General features: G+C 37.8%; 15 protein-coding genes. 6 read left to right on the top strand and 9 right to left on the bottom strand.

Annotated elements, in window-relative coordinates:
* Window positions 1–63: 63 nt before the first annotated feature.
* The 3 genes from AC59HZ_RS12695 to AC59HZ_RS12685 form a co-directional block, all read right to left on the bottom strand.
* Window positions 64–1,638, bottom strand: a complete 1,575-nt coding sequence (locus tag AC59HZ_RS12695; RefSeq protein WP_496546583.1) for an Ig domain protein group 2 domain protein — start codon at window positions 1,636–1,638, stop codon at window positions 64–66.
* A gap of 354 nt (window positions 1,639–1,992) precedes the next feature.
* Window positions 1,993–2,922, bottom strand: a complete 930-nt coding sequence (locus AC59HZ_RS12690) for a phosphate ABC transporter substrate-binding protein (protein ID WP_496546185.1) — start codon at window positions 2,920–2,922, stop codon at window positions 1,993–1,995.
* Window positions 2,923–3,137: 215 nt separating this feature from the next.
* Window positions 3,138–3,338 carry a hypothetical protein gene (locus AC59HZ_RS12685; RefSeq protein WP_289986118.1) on the bottom strand — a complete coding sequence of 67 codons (201 nt, stop codon included), beginning with the start codon at window positions 3,336–3,338 and terminating at the stop codon, window positions 3,138–3,140.
* Between the two features lie 674 nt (window positions 3,339–4,012).
* On the opposite strand from AC59HZ_RS12685, the gene AC59HZ_RS12680 reads away from it, so the two are divergent.
* The 3 genes from AC59HZ_RS12680 to AC59HZ_RS12670 all read left to right on the top strand — a co-directional run bounded on the left by AC59HZ_RS12680 (window position 4,013) and on the right by AC59HZ_RS12670 (window position 6,782).
* Window positions 4,013–5,257 carry a saccharopine dehydrogenase family protein gene (locus AC59HZ_RS12680; RefSeq protein ID WP_496546184.1) on the top strand — a complete coding sequence of 415 codons (1,245 nt, stop codon included), beginning with the start codon at window positions 4,013–4,015 and terminating at the stop codon, window positions 5,255–5,257.
* A 1-nt stretch (window position 5,258) separates the two neighbouring features.
* On the top strand, window positions 5,259–6,386 hold the full coding sequence (nspC, locus tag AC59HZ_RS12675) for a carboxynorspermidine decarboxylase (protein WP_496546183.1): 1,128 nt from the start codon (window positions 5,259–5,261) through the stop codon (window positions 6,384–6,386).
* Between the two features lie 144 nt (window positions 6,387–6,530).
* Window positions 6,531–6,782: a DUF2535 family protein gene (locus AC59HZ_RS12670; RefSeq protein WP_496546182.1), complete on the top strand. Its 252-nt coding sequence runs from the start codon at window positions 6,531–6,533 to the stop codon at window positions 6,780–6,782.
* Between the two features lie 83 nt (window positions 6,783–6,865).
* Here the strand turns inward: AC59HZ_RS12670 and AC59HZ_RS12665 are convergent, their stop codons facing one another.
* A complete protein-coding gene (locus AC59HZ_RS12665) occupies window positions 6,866–7,381 on the bottom strand; it encodes a DoxX family protein (RefSeq protein WP_496546181.1) in 516 nt (171 codons plus the stop codon).
* A gap of 218 nt (window positions 7,382–7,599) precedes the next feature.
* Between AC59HZ_RS12665 and AC59HZ_RS12660 the strand changes: the two genes are divergently transcribed.
* The gene (locus AC59HZ_RS12660) at window positions 7,600–7,740 is read left to right on the top strand and encodes a hypothetical protein (protein ID WP_496546180.1); all 141 of its coding nucleotides are present in this window, start codon (window positions 7,600–7,602) and stop codon (window positions 7,738–7,740) included.
* A gap of 60 nt (window positions 7,741–7,800) precedes the next feature.
* Here the strand turns inward: AC59HZ_RS12660 and AC59HZ_RS12655 are convergent, their stop codons facing one another.
* Window positions 7,801–8,679 carry a LysR family transcriptional regulator gene (locus AC59HZ_RS12655; RefSeq protein WP_496546179.1) on the bottom strand — a complete coding sequence of 293 codons (879 nt, stop codon included), beginning with the start codon at window positions 8,677–8,679 and terminating at the stop codon, window positions 7,801–7,803.
* Between the two features lie 220 nt (window positions 8,680–8,899).
* On the opposite strand from AC59HZ_RS12655, the gene AC59HZ_RS12650 reads away from it, so the two are divergent.
* Both AC59HZ_RS12650 and AC59HZ_RS12645 read left to right on the top strand, forming a co-directional pair.
* The gene (locus AC59HZ_RS12650) at window positions 8,900–9,526 is read left to right on the top strand and encodes a chromate transporter (RefSeq protein WP_496546178.1); all 627 of its coding nucleotides are present in this window, start codon (window positions 8,900–8,902) and stop codon (window positions 9,524–9,526) included.
* A 16-nt stretch (window positions 9,527–9,542) separates the two neighbouring features.
* Window positions 9,543–10,085 carry a chromate transporter gene (locus AC59HZ_RS12645; RefSeq protein ID WP_496546177.1) on the top strand — a complete coding sequence of 181 codons (543 nt, stop codon included), beginning with the start codon at window positions 9,543–9,545 and terminating at the stop codon, window positions 10,083–10,085.
* Between the two features lie 184 nt (window positions 10,086–10,269).
* Here AC59HZ_RS12645 and AC59HZ_RS12640 read toward each other — a convergent pair whose 3' ends face one another.
* The 4 genes from AC59HZ_RS12640 to AC59HZ_RS12625 all read right to left on the bottom strand — a co-directional run bounded on the left by AC59HZ_RS12640 (window position 10,270) and on the right by AC59HZ_RS12625 (window position 15,840).
* Entirely contained in the window at window positions 10,270–11,556 is a 1,287-nt protein-coding gene (locus AC59HZ_RS12640) for an MFS transporter (protein ID WP_430066845.1), read from the bottom strand.
* Window positions 11,557–11,594: 38 nt separating this feature from the next.
* Window positions 11,595–12,785: a M20 family metallopeptidase gene (locus AC59HZ_RS12635; RefSeq protein WP_496546176.1), complete on the bottom strand. Its 1,191-nt coding sequence runs from the start codon at window positions 12,783–12,785 to the stop codon at window positions 11,595–11,597.
* A gap of 448 nt (window positions 12,786–13,233) precedes the next feature.
* Entirely contained in the window at window positions 13,234–14,538 is a 1,305-nt protein-coding gene (locus AC59HZ_RS12630; protein ID WP_496546175.1) for a hypothetical protein, read from the bottom strand.
* A 627-nt stretch (window positions 14,539–15,165) separates the two neighbouring features.
* Entirely contained in the window at window positions 15,166–15,840 is a 675-nt protein-coding gene (locus AC59HZ_RS12625; RefSeq protein ID WP_496546174.1) for a uracil-DNA glycosylase, read from the bottom strand.
* Window positions 15,841–15,942: the final 102 nt, after the last annotated feature.

Raw genomic sequence — 15,942 nt, 5'->3', positions numbered from 1 at the left:
CAGGAGAGAACAATGTATTCTTCTCCCCTGATGACTAAACCCTTTATATTAAACCAGCCTCTATTAATTACTAATCACAATATCATCAAAATTAATCCTCATCCCCGTTGTCCCTGAAACGACAATTCGGAAACGAACAGGTGCTGTTTGAGTGAGGGTAAAGGATTTAACAGCTAAAGTGGTTGTACTAGTATTCGTACTTCCAACGTTTGTCCATGTCGAGCCGCCATTCGTGGACATTTGCAGCTGCCAATTCGCCCCGCTGTCGGAACCGAAATTGGCATGGGAAATTTGAATGCTTTTTGCCCCGCTAACATCGAAGTTCATCTTAATGGACCCAGATGCTCGGACACGTGCTGACTGTGAGCCTGCCTTCTTATCTGTAGATAAATTACCTATGAGGGCGTTATCAAAATTCCAAGAGCCGCTCGCAAGCGTTACATTGCCTGGAGTATAGGCGGTTTTGGTTCCGGACTCAAACTTTTCATTCAATGTTGTTCCAGTTCCACCAGATCCACTGGAGCCATAGCCATATGACCCTGATTTGAAAGTAGATGGATCATACCATTTATAGCCTGTCGCAGGTGCAGCCCACGGTTCTGCCACCGGTTCAGTAGATGTTTGCGGGTTTTCCATTGATAACAAGGCGGTTGGCTGATCCAGCTGTAATCCGCCGACCTGTGATAAGGCAGTATAGCTTTCCTGCTTTGATAGCCAATCAATCATATTCACCAGCAAAGTACCATCGTTCTGTTCTTTAAATCCATCGTACGTAGTTTTCTTTGCTCCCGTTTCCTCGCGCAAATATTTTGGAGTCGCATCTTCCACTGGCGAGGAATCGCCAATAAACGCTGCCTTTCCTAATCCAAGCTTGGAGACGGCTGCATATGGCCCCTCTGCTCTCCCTCCCCCATTATATACGCCTTGGTCAACCGCGCTGCCCCAGGCTGTTGAGGTTGGCGGAAGATAAACAATGCCCTTTGCTTTGTTGGGGTCGGTTATCGCTAATGTTGAACCGGCATGCATCGCAACTGTAGAAACTCCTGAGGTAATCCCAAAAGCCTGACTTGGAGCCACAATTTCATTGGCCGTTACATCTCCAATCGCATTATAGCGGAATCGGATGCCGAAGTTAGCTGACAGCCAGTCCGATCCTGTTACACCTTGCATGGCTGCAGAAGAAGCCTCCTCTGTTCCCATTCCTTTTGTTGGATTGGAAAAAGCTCCCCTGCGGTAACCGTTAAAAACCTCCGATGCATCCCAGCGGTTTTTGTTGCGATCCGCATTATAATGATCGCCAATAAAAAAGATACTCCCACCGTTTTGAACATATTGAATCATAGCTGCCTGCTCAGTAGTTTTGTATGGGATGTTCGCTTCTCCAATTACAAACACATCATAGCCTTGTAAATCTTGATAGGTAATTGAGGTGTTTTTTCGCAACTCTTTGGCATAATAGCCTTTGTTGGCTAAGGCATTCGCAAAGTCAGAGAATCCTCCATCTAAAACCCAATCTGCTGCTCCCGCTGTTTGTCCATGAGTATTATCAAACAAAACCTTCTTGCCATTTGCAGTCCCCACCGGCTGAAGCTGTGGTGCAGGATCTAGGGCATTTTCGGCTGATGCACAAGCTGTCATAAAAAAGAAAGATGAAAACAAAAGCAAAAGTACAAGCGAATAAACTGAAACATTTGGACGTGTCATTCCTTTCACTCCCCTTTTGTGTATTCCTCACTAAAATAGCACACTAATGTTGATGGAATGTAAAGAATTACTAAAAATAGAAATTTTCCCAACATACTAGAATAGTAATGAGTAGATCTTTCTTGTTCTTAACAACTTCCTGCTGCATTTTGTTGGATAAGACGCAATAGTAATACACAAAAAAGAGGCATGTTCCTCTTTTATTCGGGTACGATCATTGTTGCAAAACAAAAAGCCGACCATCACTGGCCGACTTTTAAATTCTATTAAACTTTTATAAATGTATTCTTATTTATTCGTTTGATTACCTTTTGCGTCACGCTCTACTTCCATTTTTGTTACAGGAAGATATCCTTGTTCTTTTAACAAGTTGTTTTGGATATCATCTGACATCATATAGTCAAGGAACGCTTTTGCAAGGTCTGTAGGCTCACCTTTTGTGTAAGAGTGTTCGTAAGCCCAAACTGTGAATTTACCAGTTTGTACATTCTCTGCAGTCGGTTCTACGCCATCAATTGCAAGTGGTGTTACAGAATCATCAGTGAAGTATGAGAATGCAAGGTAACCAATAGCACCGTCAGTTTCGTTAATAATCTTTTTAACTGTGTTTGAAGAATCTTCCGTGATACCTTCAGCAGGAGTTGCACCATCAAGAGCGAACTTGTTGAATACTGCACGAGTACCAGAAGAGTCAGGACGGTTTACAAGAACGATTTTTTGATCTTTTCCGCCAAGTTCTTTCCAGTTCGTGATTTTTCCAGTGAATACTTTAATTAAATCTTCTTTTTTAATGTCTTTAATACCAACTTTAGGGTTAACAGCAGCAGTCATACCAACAACTGCAACTTTATGGTCGACTAGCTGATCAGCTGGAACGCCTTCTTTTTCTTCAGCGAATACATCTGAGTTACCAATTTGCACAGATCCTTCAGCTACTTGTGATAGGCCAGTACCAGATCCACCCGCATTAACTTGAATATCAACATTAGGATTTTTCGCCATAAATTCTTCCGCTGCTGCTGCCACTAATGGCTGCATTGCAGATGAACCAGAAACGACTAATGAGCCAGAAAGTTCTTTCTTTTCTTCAGTTTTAGGTGTTTCTTTCTTTGCAGTTCCTTCTGATTTATCAGTAGAAGCTCCGCCTCCACATGCAGCCATGAAAACCATCAATGCTGCAAATAATGTAAGTAGACTTAATTTTTTTAAGCTTTTCAATTCTTATTTCCCCCTACTAATTTGGTAATAACATTCTGTTTGCCTTGCAAAATTGATAATAAACCAAAATTGTAAAGGGAGTATTAAGGGGGTGTAAACTTTGGTAGAAATTTGTTGTTTTTTGTATAATTTTAAAAAAATAAAATCCCCTCGCTTGTAGAAAGAGTAGTATGTCAACATTTTTCTTTCTACTATTAGGGGATTTTAACAAATAGTTATTCTTTTTCTGTTATAAACCATCCATTAGGTTTTTTTTCGAAATGGAAAAGATCTTCATCGAATTTTTTTCGGAGTATTCTATATTCTTCATTTTCTACTTTGGTCTGGGTCACTTTAATTTTTTTTAGCGTTATTTCAGGTTTCTTGACTTCAATGACCAAATCATTAATCATAAAAAACGTTCTTTGATATCTCATACTCCACTTCCTTCCTTCTATTATTACTTACGTATAGAATTTGCCAAAAATGAATAAAACCCTTGTTAATTTTTTGTAAAAAAATCCACTCGTCGGCTTAGTGGCGCAGCCCATTGGAACAAAAAATACTTTTCCAATAAAACATTTCGACATTTATTGATAAATTTTTTAGTATTTAGTATTGCTATTATTTTTAAATGTGATAATATGTAATAGCATGAAATTGGAAAGCTGATATTCAAAATCTTGAGTCTTTCCAAGCAGATAATTTTGACCACCTCCTTTTGGAAGTCAAGGCCATACGGACAGCCGGGTCAAATGCCGATTGGCAACTTTTTCGTTGCCTTATTGATTGAGTTAAAAGCTCAAATTTTATAAGTTGGTTACTTTACAACCAGTGCATATGCACACAACTTGTGAAACGGTCAATAAGAGTGGTAAAAGTAATTATTTGCTATATAGACTCTGATCCTATTAAGATATATTTTGAATATTAATAAGCTTTCTACCATACTGTCCTAGGACTTTTGTGATAGACGGATTTCTATGGCTTTTGTCATAGTATTTAATATTGATTATATCTAAAGCAAGTGTTGTGCGCAGGTATGCGTTTTTCACTTGCTTTTTTTGTTGTTGTTGCAAAATCAAAATCTATTAAGTTAGGAGATAGGAGAATGGGAAAAGCACTTATTATTGGCGCCGGCGGCGTGGCATCAGTAGCTATTCATAAATGTGTTCAAAACAGCGAGGTATTTGAAGAGATTTGTATTGCAAGCCGGACAAAATCAAAATGTGATGAATTAAAAGCAAAACTTGACGGCGGCAAAACTAAAATTACAACTGCACAAGTTGATGCAGATAACGTAGATGAGTTAATTGCATTAATTAATGAAGTAAAACCAGATATCGTTATGAACTTAGCGTTACCATACCAAGACTTAACTATCATGGATGCTTGTCTTGCAACAAAAACACACTATATGGATACAGCTAACTATGAGCCGGAAGATACGGCTAAATTCGAATATAAATGGCAATGGGAATACCGTGAGCGCTTTGAAAAAGCTGGCATTACGGCTCTTTTAGGCAGCGGTTTTGACCCAGGTGTAACAGGTGTATTCTCTGCTTACGCGCTAAAGCACTATTTTGATGAAATTGAATATATCGACATTCTTGACTGTAATGGCGGCGACCACGGCTATCCGTTCGCTACGAATTTCAACCCTGAAATCAATATCCGTGAAGTTTCTGCTAACGGACGTTATTGGGAAAACGGTGAATGGGTTGAAACCGAGCCAATGGAAATCAAACGAGTTTATGACTTCGCTGAAGTAGGCCAAAAAGATATGTACTTGCTTTACCATGAAGAGCTTGAGTCACTTGCACAAAACATGCCTGGACTTAAGCGTATCCGTTTCTTCATGACATTTGGCCAAAGCTACATTACACACCTAAAGGCCCTTGAAAATGTTGGAATGACTTCCATCGAGCCAATCGAATTCGAAGGAAAACAAATCATTCCACTTCAGTTCTTGAAGGCGGTATTACCAGATCCAGCTTCCCTTGGACCACGTACAGTCGGCAAAACAAACATCGGCTGTATCTTCAAAGGGAAAAAGGATGGAAAAGATAAAACCTATTATGTTTACAATATTTGTGACCACCAAGAGTGCTATAGAGAAGTTGGTTCTCAAGCTATTTCCTATACAACAGGCGTTCCTGCGATGATTGGTGCAGCGATGATCATGACTGGCAAATGGAATAAGCCGGGCGTATTTAATATTGAAGAGTTTGATCCAGATCCATTCATGGAAGAGTTAAACAAATGGGGTCTTCCATGGGTAGAAGACTTTAATCCTGTACTTGTGGATGCATTGCCAGAAGAAGCAGAAGAAAAAGAGCTGGAGCTAGTTCGATAAGATGCGGTTTGAAGAATTACCGACGCCTTGTTATGTAGTTGATAAAGGTCTTATAGAAAAAAATCTAAAAATCCTAAATGGCGTAATGCAGCGTACAGGAGCTAAGATTGTTTTGGCACAAAAAGCATTTTCTATGACAACTATGTATCCCCTCATTGGAGAATATTTGAGCGGTACAACGGCTAGCGGCTTGTTTGAGGCACGTTTGGGACACGAAGAAATGGGCAAAGAAAATCATGTCTTTGCCCCTGCCTACCGTGAAGATGAAATCGACGAAATCATCTCGATTTGCGATCATATTATCTTTAATTCCTTCTCACAGTTGGAAAAATTTAAAGATAAAGCTCTTCAAGCTGGCAGGAAAGTGGGCTTGCGCATCAATCCTGAGTGTTCAACACAAGTAGGCCATGAAATCTATGACCCATGTTCACCGGGTTCTAGATTTGGTGTAAAACAGGAAGATTTTCGTCCAGAATTACTTGATGGTGTTTCAGGACTGCATTTCCACACCCTTTGCCAGCAAAATTCTGACGATTTAGAGACGACTCTAAATGCAGTGGAAGAAAAGTTTGGCCAATGGCTATCGCAAATGGAATGGATTAACTTTGGCGGCGGTCACCATATTACGAGGGAAGATTATGATATCCCGAGACTTGAAGCATGCATTAAGAGAATGCAGGAAAAATACGGATTAGAAGTTTATCTTGAGCCAGGAGAAGCCATCGCTCTCAACGCAGGATATCTAATTACTTCTGTACTTGATCTCCATAAAAACGGAATCGATATTGCCATTCTTGACACATCCGCAACCTGTCATATGCCGGATGTATTGGAAATGCCTTATCGCCCTCCTCTATTTGGATCAGGAGAAGCAGGAGAGAAGCCATTTACATATCGACTTGGCGGCCAAACCTGCCTTACAGGCGATGTGATCGGCGATTATTCTTTCGACCAGCCATTAAAGAGCGGCGACAGATTGATTTTTGGTGATATGGCGATTTACACAATGGTGAAAAACTCCACCTTTAATGGCATGCCATTGCCAGCCATCGTTGTACAAGATAGAGATGGCGATTGTCAGGTCGTTCGCGAGTTCGGCTATCAAGATTTTAAAATGAGACTTGCTTAAGCGAAAAATAGTGTTTTAATAAAACCAGATTCTAAAACTAGAGTCTGGTTTATTTAATTTGTCCATAAAATTTTAACAATTTTTAGACGCTTTAGTGTTCTAATGCGTTATAATATATAAAACTAGTAAAAAGAAGATGATATTTTGTTATTCAAGAGCCTCGAATTCAAAAATATAGCTGGACAGAAGATAAAAATCATTGACATTCCTTTGGTGGATAAAAATAATTCTCATTTTTTTATGATGGAAGTTCGTCTGGAATCCTTTATTTTATCCCTTGATAGGAATCCTCAAGAAAAAAGCTGTTATTCCTTTCGCGATTACTTGAAGCAAAAAATGAGATGGCCTGAATTCAAAGAGTTATTCAGTATTCAGGAGTTTAAAAATAACGCATAAAGAATATAAAAAAGCTTGTAGAGAATGATCCATTTCTCTGCAAGCTTTTTGATTTTTAGAGGAGATTCTTTTTACTATTATATTTAAGCAGTTACTCTCGGTTTTTCATTGTCAGTACCTTTTCGGCCCATTTTTCTGATAAAAGGAACGACCCAACGGTCTAAACCGATTCTTCCAGCGTTATAACCAGCTGTTAAGATGATGAAGCCTAAGAAGATGTCTCTTGGGTTATGAGATACTGTACCTGCAAGGAAAAAGCTGAAGTTCATGACTAATCCAAAGAACATCGCTGTTGTTGTTAAACATCCTAAGATTAAGCCTAAGCCGATTAGTGTTTCGCCCCAAGGTACTAATATGTTGAATACATCAACGTTTCGCAGGGCAATGTGTTTTAAGAAATCTATATACCACCCAAATACCACAGCACCATCTGGGCCTTTTACTGGGTTTGCGATTGCTCCTTTTAAGAAGCCTGAGGCATCAAAGCCGCCTGTTAATTTATGAAAACCTGCTGTAAACCAAGAATAACCAAGGTATAAACGTAAGACTGTTAAAATAACTGCAGAAATCTTATTTTCTCTTAAAAATTTATTAAACATAAATGATTCCGCCTTTCAAAATTTTGTTTGTTTTTTATATTTTCAATATATTCCCTTTTCCTATAAAAAACATGGCAATAGTGATAAGTTCACAGTTTGTTTGAAATCTTTTGACAAACTTTCGAACGGCTTAATCATTAATACTTTTTAATAAGTTTTAACTATCATAAATTGGAGAAACTATCTGCATGTACTGAAATTTTTCTTTGGAGGTATTGATGATGAAAGATCGTCGGAAAAATACGGTGAATATTGTTTCTAATGAAGCAGTACGGGGCAAGCCTTATCTTGATATTGACCGTGTCATTACGGAAAGTAGATCAGACCATTCGCAGGAAAGAGATAATAAAACTATTTAAGAAATAGGGATGCCCCTTACATTTGAGGCATCCCTTTAGACCATTATGTAATAGGCTACATTATTTATGATGGATGAAATCCAAAAATTGAGAAACGCCCAATTTATTGAAGCGGTGGTGTTTTTTAACCAGCCATAAGTCCCTCATAATTTTTACTCCAATGATTACTACTTCTCGTAATGTCCCTTGTTCCAATTCTTTGACAACCGTTAAACGCGGCAAGATACTAATTCCAAGGCCAGCCTCTACAGCGCTTTTTATCGCTTGGGTACTTCCTAACTCCATATAACTTTCAATTTTATCCAAAATTCTATTTTCCCTTAACATATTTTCTACGATCAGACGTGTACCAGATATGGATTCACGCCAGATTACTCTTTCATTTGCCAGCTCTTCTATGTTAATTTGCCTTCCCCACGTATGATCGGGCGAACAAACGAGAATAAGCTCGTCAACCGCATATTTCTCGACCTTCAGATTACCGTTGTCCACAATTCCCTCCACCATGGCCAAATCGATGACATCATTGGTTAAATCCTCTAAAATGCCAGGGGTATTTTTAATCGTCAAGGTTACTTTTATATCAGGCATTTCCTTCTTGAATCGACCTAGCAGGCTGGGCAATAAATATTCCCCAATAGTAAAGGAAGCACCGACATGGAGGGTTGTATTATGCTCACCTATCGACTGTTTAATCACTTCACTGGAACGATAAAATTCGTTCACGATTGATTTTGCAAAAGGATAAAGCATTTTTCCGGCCTCTGTAACCCTCATTTTCCCTTCCGCTCTATCAAATAACAACGTCCCATAATAATTTTCCAGTTGGTGAATTTGTCTCGTTACAGCTGGCTGCGTGACATAACTTAATCTGGCGGCTTGACTAATGCTTCCTTCATCCACTACCAAACAAAACATTTTCAAATTTTCTATGTTCACGAAACAATTTCCTCCTAGGATTGGGGGTTCAATATAAAAATATGGTAACACATAAAGTATAAAAATCAGATACTTTTACTGGGGTATTACAAATTATTATACCCTATAATTTTGTTGCAATTTATTCTTCTTGACGCATCTGATAACATAATAGATGTATGATAGATTCTAAAAATAATATTCTAATATAAAAAGATCGTACTAAGGGAGAAGGATAGATATGAAAGAAGAATGGATAAAGCTATTCCACCTATTTTGGACCTTTTTTAAAATTGGACCCGCTACATTTGGCGGTGGTTTTGCGATGATTCCATTAATTGAGCGGGAAGTAGTAGAAAAGAAAAAATGGATAGAAAGTGAAGACGTTACAGATTTGTTTGCCTTAGCACAATCTGTTCCGGGAGCAGTCGCCATCAATTCGGCATCCTTTATCGGACACAAAGTAGGCGGAGTCAAAGGGGCAATCGCAGCGATGATCGGTGTCTCGCTGCCTACCTTTTTAATTGTGTTAACTCTCGGAATTTCTTATCTATTCATTCATGATAATCCGAAGATCGAAGCTGCATTTGTTTCAATCAGAGCTACTATTTTAGCCATTATTGTTTATGCAGCCATTAAAACGATCAAAACTTCTATCGTGGATAAAACTACGTTTTTCATTATGCTTATTGGCGTGCCGGCATTATTCTTCATTCATCCAGTCTTAGCCATTTTCCTTGGAGCTGTATCTGGAGCGATTTCAATTTTTATTAAAAGAAAACTTGGCTACAAAATAACGTCAAGAAAAGACAAGGAAAAAGTTACATCCTATACCAGCAATGATTATTTTATCGGAGATGGAATTTAATTAGGAGGAAAACTAAATGGTTTTGTGGCAGCTGTTTAAAACATTTTTTTGGATCGGTTTGGTTTCTTTCGGCGGGGGATATGCGATGATTCCGATAATAAACTCGGAGGTCACCCGGTTCGGATGGATTCCAGCAGAACAATTTACCAATTTAATAGCCATTTCAGGGATGTCACCAGGTCCAATTGCAACCAATAGTGCAATATTAGTTGGGTATTCAACTTCCGGGTTGGTTGGGGCCATCATATCGGCCATTGCTATTTTAATTCCTTCTATTATATTGGTCATTGTAATCGCATCATTTTTTAAAAGGATGAATGATAATAAAATTGTTCAATCCATGCTCTATGGATTAAAGCCTATTGTTACTAGTTTAATCATATATGCTTCTATTAGTTTTGCGTTATCAAATCACTTGCTTACTTTTAATATCTCATTTCGTATGGTAAGTCTGCTGGTCATTTTTGGACTATCCTTATTTGTATTAATTAAATACCGTTGGCATCCTCTTTATGTCATTATCCTTTCGGGATTAGTGGGTGTGGCTCTCTATAGCTAAACCTTCAAAAAATATAAAAGACGAACAGTAGTAGTTAAGGGAGAATCAACATGATCCTCCCTTTTTTAAAGTAGTAGTATCAGTATGTCCAAGATTTAGAGATTAATTGCATTATCTTGAAGTTTTTGCACCAGAACCTTCATACCTTACTCAATTATGGAAGGGGTGGATTTTAAAACATTTACTATATATTTCTTGCTGTATGAATAATTTCATTCTTGGTAGTTTCAAGCCATGGCTTTTTTACTTTGAGTAATAAAATACATGCAAAAATAGCAACGACTAAGAAAATAGATCCGATTAAGTAAGAAGATGTATAACCAAATTTTTCAACTAAAATCCCAGAGACGGTTCCAAGAATAGATGCCAAAAACATGAAAAACGCATATAAACCTGAATAGATAGTAGCATAGTGCTTTGTCCCAAAAAATTTGGAAGTAAAGATTGGCAATGCTACAAAGTTAAAGTTCAAACCAGCACCACCAAATAGGATATAAAGATATACAAGCCCTAAAGATTTACCAAGAAGCACCATCGAAACGAGTGTGATGACACCTAACGAAAAACCAGCCATACAACCTTTCGATAGTCCAAACTTATCAAACAAATAGCCAATAGTCATTTTCCCAAGCATTGAACAGATACCAAATGCAAAAAGAATCTGACTGAGCCGAACGTCGCTAACACCGATATCAGTCAAATAGGATGGAGTTTGAACGACGTCAATCATTTGCGGAATTGATGTTCCAATTAAAAATACAACAACAAGCCAAAACGCAGAAGTTTTGAATGATTGACCCAAAGAAATTCCTACGCTTGAATTTGGTTGAACCTCTGAAGATGTTTCAGCTGGTACTTCAGGGTCACCTTCGTTTAACCCATAAGCTTTTAGATTCTTATCTTCAGGGCGAGTATAAATAAGGGTTCCGCAAATAACGGCAAGGATAAAAACGGCTACACCCCAAACAACAAAAGCTGATTTGTAACCTGAGCTCGAAATGACTAAGTTCAAACTTGGTGCGAAAATAGCAGCTCCAAGTCCAACCCCAGCAACAGCGATACCCATTGCTGTTCCTCTTTTTGCCTTAAACCAGTTTGTGATAATTATTGGAACAGGTAAGATAGAAACTGAAACTATAATAAAACCAATTAGGAAAGTAATAACCGTCAAAATGCTCAAGGAATCAATTTTGCTCATTGCGATAATCAATATACCTTGTATTATACCAGCGGCCAGAACAGCTATCTTTAAGTTTGCTTTGCTAAGCAATTTGGCTAATAAAATATTACCAACAATTGTACCAATGAAATAGAGTGATATTAAAGAAGAAACACCAGCTATAGAATAACCTTTAGCTTTGACCATTGGGTGCAAAAAAACTGCTAGGGATGATACAACTCCAGTTCCCAGCGCCGTTAAGATAGTACATGCAAAAACAACGATCCAACCATAAAAAAATTTCTTTTTCATCAAAGCACCCCTCAATGGTATTATTTATAATTCCACTCCTAAATCCCCTTTTTAATTGCTATTTGTTGCTCAAAGTCCCTGTGGACATTTCCTCTAAATTCATCATCCAGAAAAACTTTTAAAACCATGCGACTAATCATTTCCGCGCCGTTTTTTAGACTTTCATGCGCTTTTGGCATTGTCGTTGCTTTTGCGAAATCGGTGGTATGAAGGGCACACTGTTCATCCGTAATCGAAATCATCGGATGTAATGATGGGCAACAATAGCTCACATTGCCGATATCAGATGAACCTAATGGATCCGAAATGTCATTCACACGTAAACCAAGAGATTCCATAATATTCTTCATTTCTTTCTCAGCCGCCGCATTACTCACCATGTCTGCGAAGTCTTCGTACAAACGTTTCCATTCGAATTCGCAATCGAAAGCGATAGCGGCTCCTTTTGCGCAATTTAAGATTGCTTTTCGCGCTGATTCTATGGCGGCAAAAGAGTCAGCACGAAATTCTACTATCACTTCAGCTGTATCAGGAATTACATTAGATGCTTTACCACCATCTGTAAAAATTTGATTGATATTTACGTCTTTTGTAAGGGTTTGTCTTCTTGCATCAATCAAATCAACAAATTTTCTTGCGGCAGTTAGAGCATTTCTCCCATCCCATGGGCATGCAGCCGCATGAGCAGTCTGTCCTAAGAATTTGAATTGAAAGTTTTTTAGCCCAAGGAACTTTGCATTAGGTTCATTTATTCCGCCCATGTAACTATGCAACATGATGGCAAAATCCATTTTATCAAATACACCGTTTCTAGCCATTCCGATTTTTGCCCCAAATGTTTCCTCTGCAGGAGTTCCGATTACGTAAAGATTTCCTTTAAAATAATCTTTTAACTCGTGAAGGGCAAGCCCCGCTAAAACAGACATAGAGCCATGTAAGTTATGACCACAGGCATGTCCGATGTCCGGAAGTGCATCGTACTCTACTAATATAGCAACAGAAGGGCCTTCACCATTTTTTAACTCAGCACAAAAAGCAGTTTCGTAACCAGAGAAAGGATATTGAACGTCGAAGCCAACTCTTTCTAAAATATTTACGATTCTCTTGCTGCTTTCGAACTCTTCCCCTGACACCTCTGGATTTACAGCTAAATCGTCACTTAAAGCAACCATTTCACTGTAATGTTTTTGGATTGAAGTTGTGAGAAAATCTGACAGAAAAGTATCCATAAACAACACCTACTTTCATCTTCTTAAAATATTAACTTACCTTCATGATCGAGAGACAGGCTGCCCTTTGGAAGCGGAATGCAAAGTGCAAGGATTGTGCAAATAAGAAAAGACGGCATATACAGCCGATAAATATTTCCAAAGTGGAACAGATCGTAACCCCTTTCTAATACATAGTAATAAATAACCAGAAAACCTATCCAATCTTGGGATATTCATAAAAAATCACATCACAAAGAAATCTAATCCAATCTACCTGCCCTCCCTTAGTCATCAAAGGATCAATTTTCATAATACTAGTACATCCATGCGTAAATTCATTTAAAGAGCATTTAAGGAAAATATTCCTTAATTACTCTTTAAATGAATTTTAATCGATGATAGCGTTTTCTTCAACTGTTTATATGAATTTTCTAAAAACAAAAAATAAACACCCAAATATGGATGTTTATTTTAAACGATATAATTTACTAGGTCTTCCACGAAAAGAGGAAGATTCTTCTCCAATACACTCAATTAGACCAACTTCACATAAATCTGTAACAATACGTCTTGCGTTCCGATCTGTCATATTCAGGTGTGCGGCCAAATCCTTTGTCGTAAAGTCGTTCCATCCCATTTTCCTGATTAGAGCATCAATTTTGTGAAAAGTTTTAACGCTGATATTACCCTTTTTCAGTTTCTGTAAAAAATCTTTATCCTCCGTACGAAAAGAGTAGGTTATCTCTTCTTTTTTCCCAATGGACTCGGTAATCTTTCCGTTGTCTTGGACAATTAGTATCTTCCGTTCAGGCATTTCCTTTGATTGCCTAATTGACACCTGCGCGTTTATTTCTGCAGAAAAGGCTGTCTCTCCAAATCCGATTCCTACAACAACCGTCGATTCCGATTCTAGAGACAACTGCTCTAATGTATGTTCTAACATAGGAATTTCTCGTTCAATCGCGCCACGGGAGCTAAATATCACATATTTACCATACCCTTTTTCTATCAAGGATCCATTTAATTGTTCACAGAATTTAAGGAGTATCTCCTTTAAACGCAGCTCCAAAAACTGTAAATCATATGAACTCTTCGCATTCTGCATAATGCTTTCAAAATGCTCGATCTCAATAATTTCCACACCAATTTGAGTGTCCTTTAAGTAAAAGCCCTTTATTTTTTCAGTTAGTATCCTAAGAGTTTGGCGAATTTCCATCCGGCTAGTTGACATCCATTCGACTGGTAAACCAGCTTCTTTTAAGTGCTTATATACTGTTGGAAAACAGGTGATTGCTCCATCAATTTTTTTTGATTCCCATAAATCTAGGTGAAAATGTAACAATTCCTCCATATTAATATCATCTGACTCAAACTTTTTCACGTAAATCTCATTAAATGTCATAGACAACTGTTCTACTGCCTCTTCAAATAAGTTGGAATAAGAGAATATATCGATACTCAATCTTTTGATCAATTTTTCCGGTGAATAGATTATATTTAAAAAACTTTTGTATAAACTAGATTCCGTATGTGGGATATACAAAAGATTTTCATTAGAACCTAAAACCTTTCTCGCGATCTCATATGGCAATTCGCCAGAAAAAAGCCAAGTATGAATCTTTTTATTATTATCTTTTACAATTTTTTTTGTTTCCTCAGGTTCTTCATAAGGGAGAGCTACAAATTCCATTCCCTGCTCAAATTCTTTAGCTATTTCAAGAATTCGTTCTAATGACCAACTTGGTCCAACCACTCCGATTCGATACATCATTAGAACACCTACTTCCAATTTGGTTAATTTAAATTAATTTTCCATATAAGAAAGATAATTTATCTTTGAACTATATAACTTTGTTTCTCAATAATAGAATTATATTAATAATTGTAACAGCAACTACCCTTTGATGTCTTCATGGTAATAATAATATTATTACTGGTTGAGAATTAACCTTAAGTATACTTCTTCATAATCTTCACTATTATTTTAATATATATATCCAATTTAATTATGAACAGTTATTCCACAAAATGGCCCGCTTGTTGAATAAGAGTTAAAGAAACTGTCTAGCCTTTACCTGAGTAATGTGACCATTCGCAATCTAAGCCAGAAACATTTCGCACAACTATCCTGCTTCGTTAGTGAAAGAAGAAAAAGCTGCCAAAATGACAGCTTCAGAGTCCTCATGCCTATATTTGTTACCGGCCCATTTCCTGACGCACTTAGATCTCCCGATAACAGAACTTCAAATATGCTCCCTTGGACGGACCAGGTCCAGATAAAAATTTACATAAGGACTGTTTTGCATAAACCTGATCTTGCTCATTTAATTGACGGAAAAGACTTACTGTTTTTTTTAAGTGGATCAATTATTCCTGTACCAAGATTTTCATCCATGGTCTATAAATCAGGTATTTGCCAATCGATTTCCTTTAACCCGATTTCCCGCAAAATGGCATTCGTACGGGAAAATGGTCTGCTGCCAAAAAAGCCCCTATTGGCGGAAAATGGACTTGGGTGAGGAGACTTAATAATGAAATGCTGTGAGGAGGTAATCAGTTGTTGTTTTTGTTGGGCGAAATTCCCCCATAGGATAAATATAACCGGTGTCTCCCTTTGATTTAATGTTTCAATGACTTTGTCAGTGAACATCTCCCAGCCAAGGCCTTTATGGGAGTTTGGGTTTCCTGCCCGGACCGTTAAGACCGCATTAAGCATCAATATCCCTTGCTCAGCCCACTTCACCAAGTAACCATTGTTAGGGATATAGCATCCAATATCAGACTTCAGTTCCTTATAAATATTTTGCAATGATGGAGGAACAGTCACTCCCGGTTTGACAGAAAAACTTAATCCATGGGCCTGCCCGGGACCATGATAGGGATCTTGTCCAATAATGACTACTTTCACATCGTTATATGGAGTAAAATGCAGCGCATTAAAAATATCATATTGATCCGGATAAATGTCTCTCGTTTGATATTCATCCTTTAATATTTTACGAATATGTTGATAATACGGCTTCTCGAATTCCCCTTCAAGTAAAGGGGCCCAGTCATTTTTTATAATAGCCATCGCCAATACACACTCATTTCTAAAGATATTAAACTATTTCCATTATAGTAGTGGACAGGGCCTGGCACCACCTGAATTCTGTCGGATTTTGACACTTTGCAT

It is taken from the genome of Neobacillus sp. DZ-9, assembly GCF_059587065.1.
The sequence above is the reverse complement of the archived record's forward strand: the minus strand, read 5'-3'. Positions and strand labels throughout refer to the sequence as shown.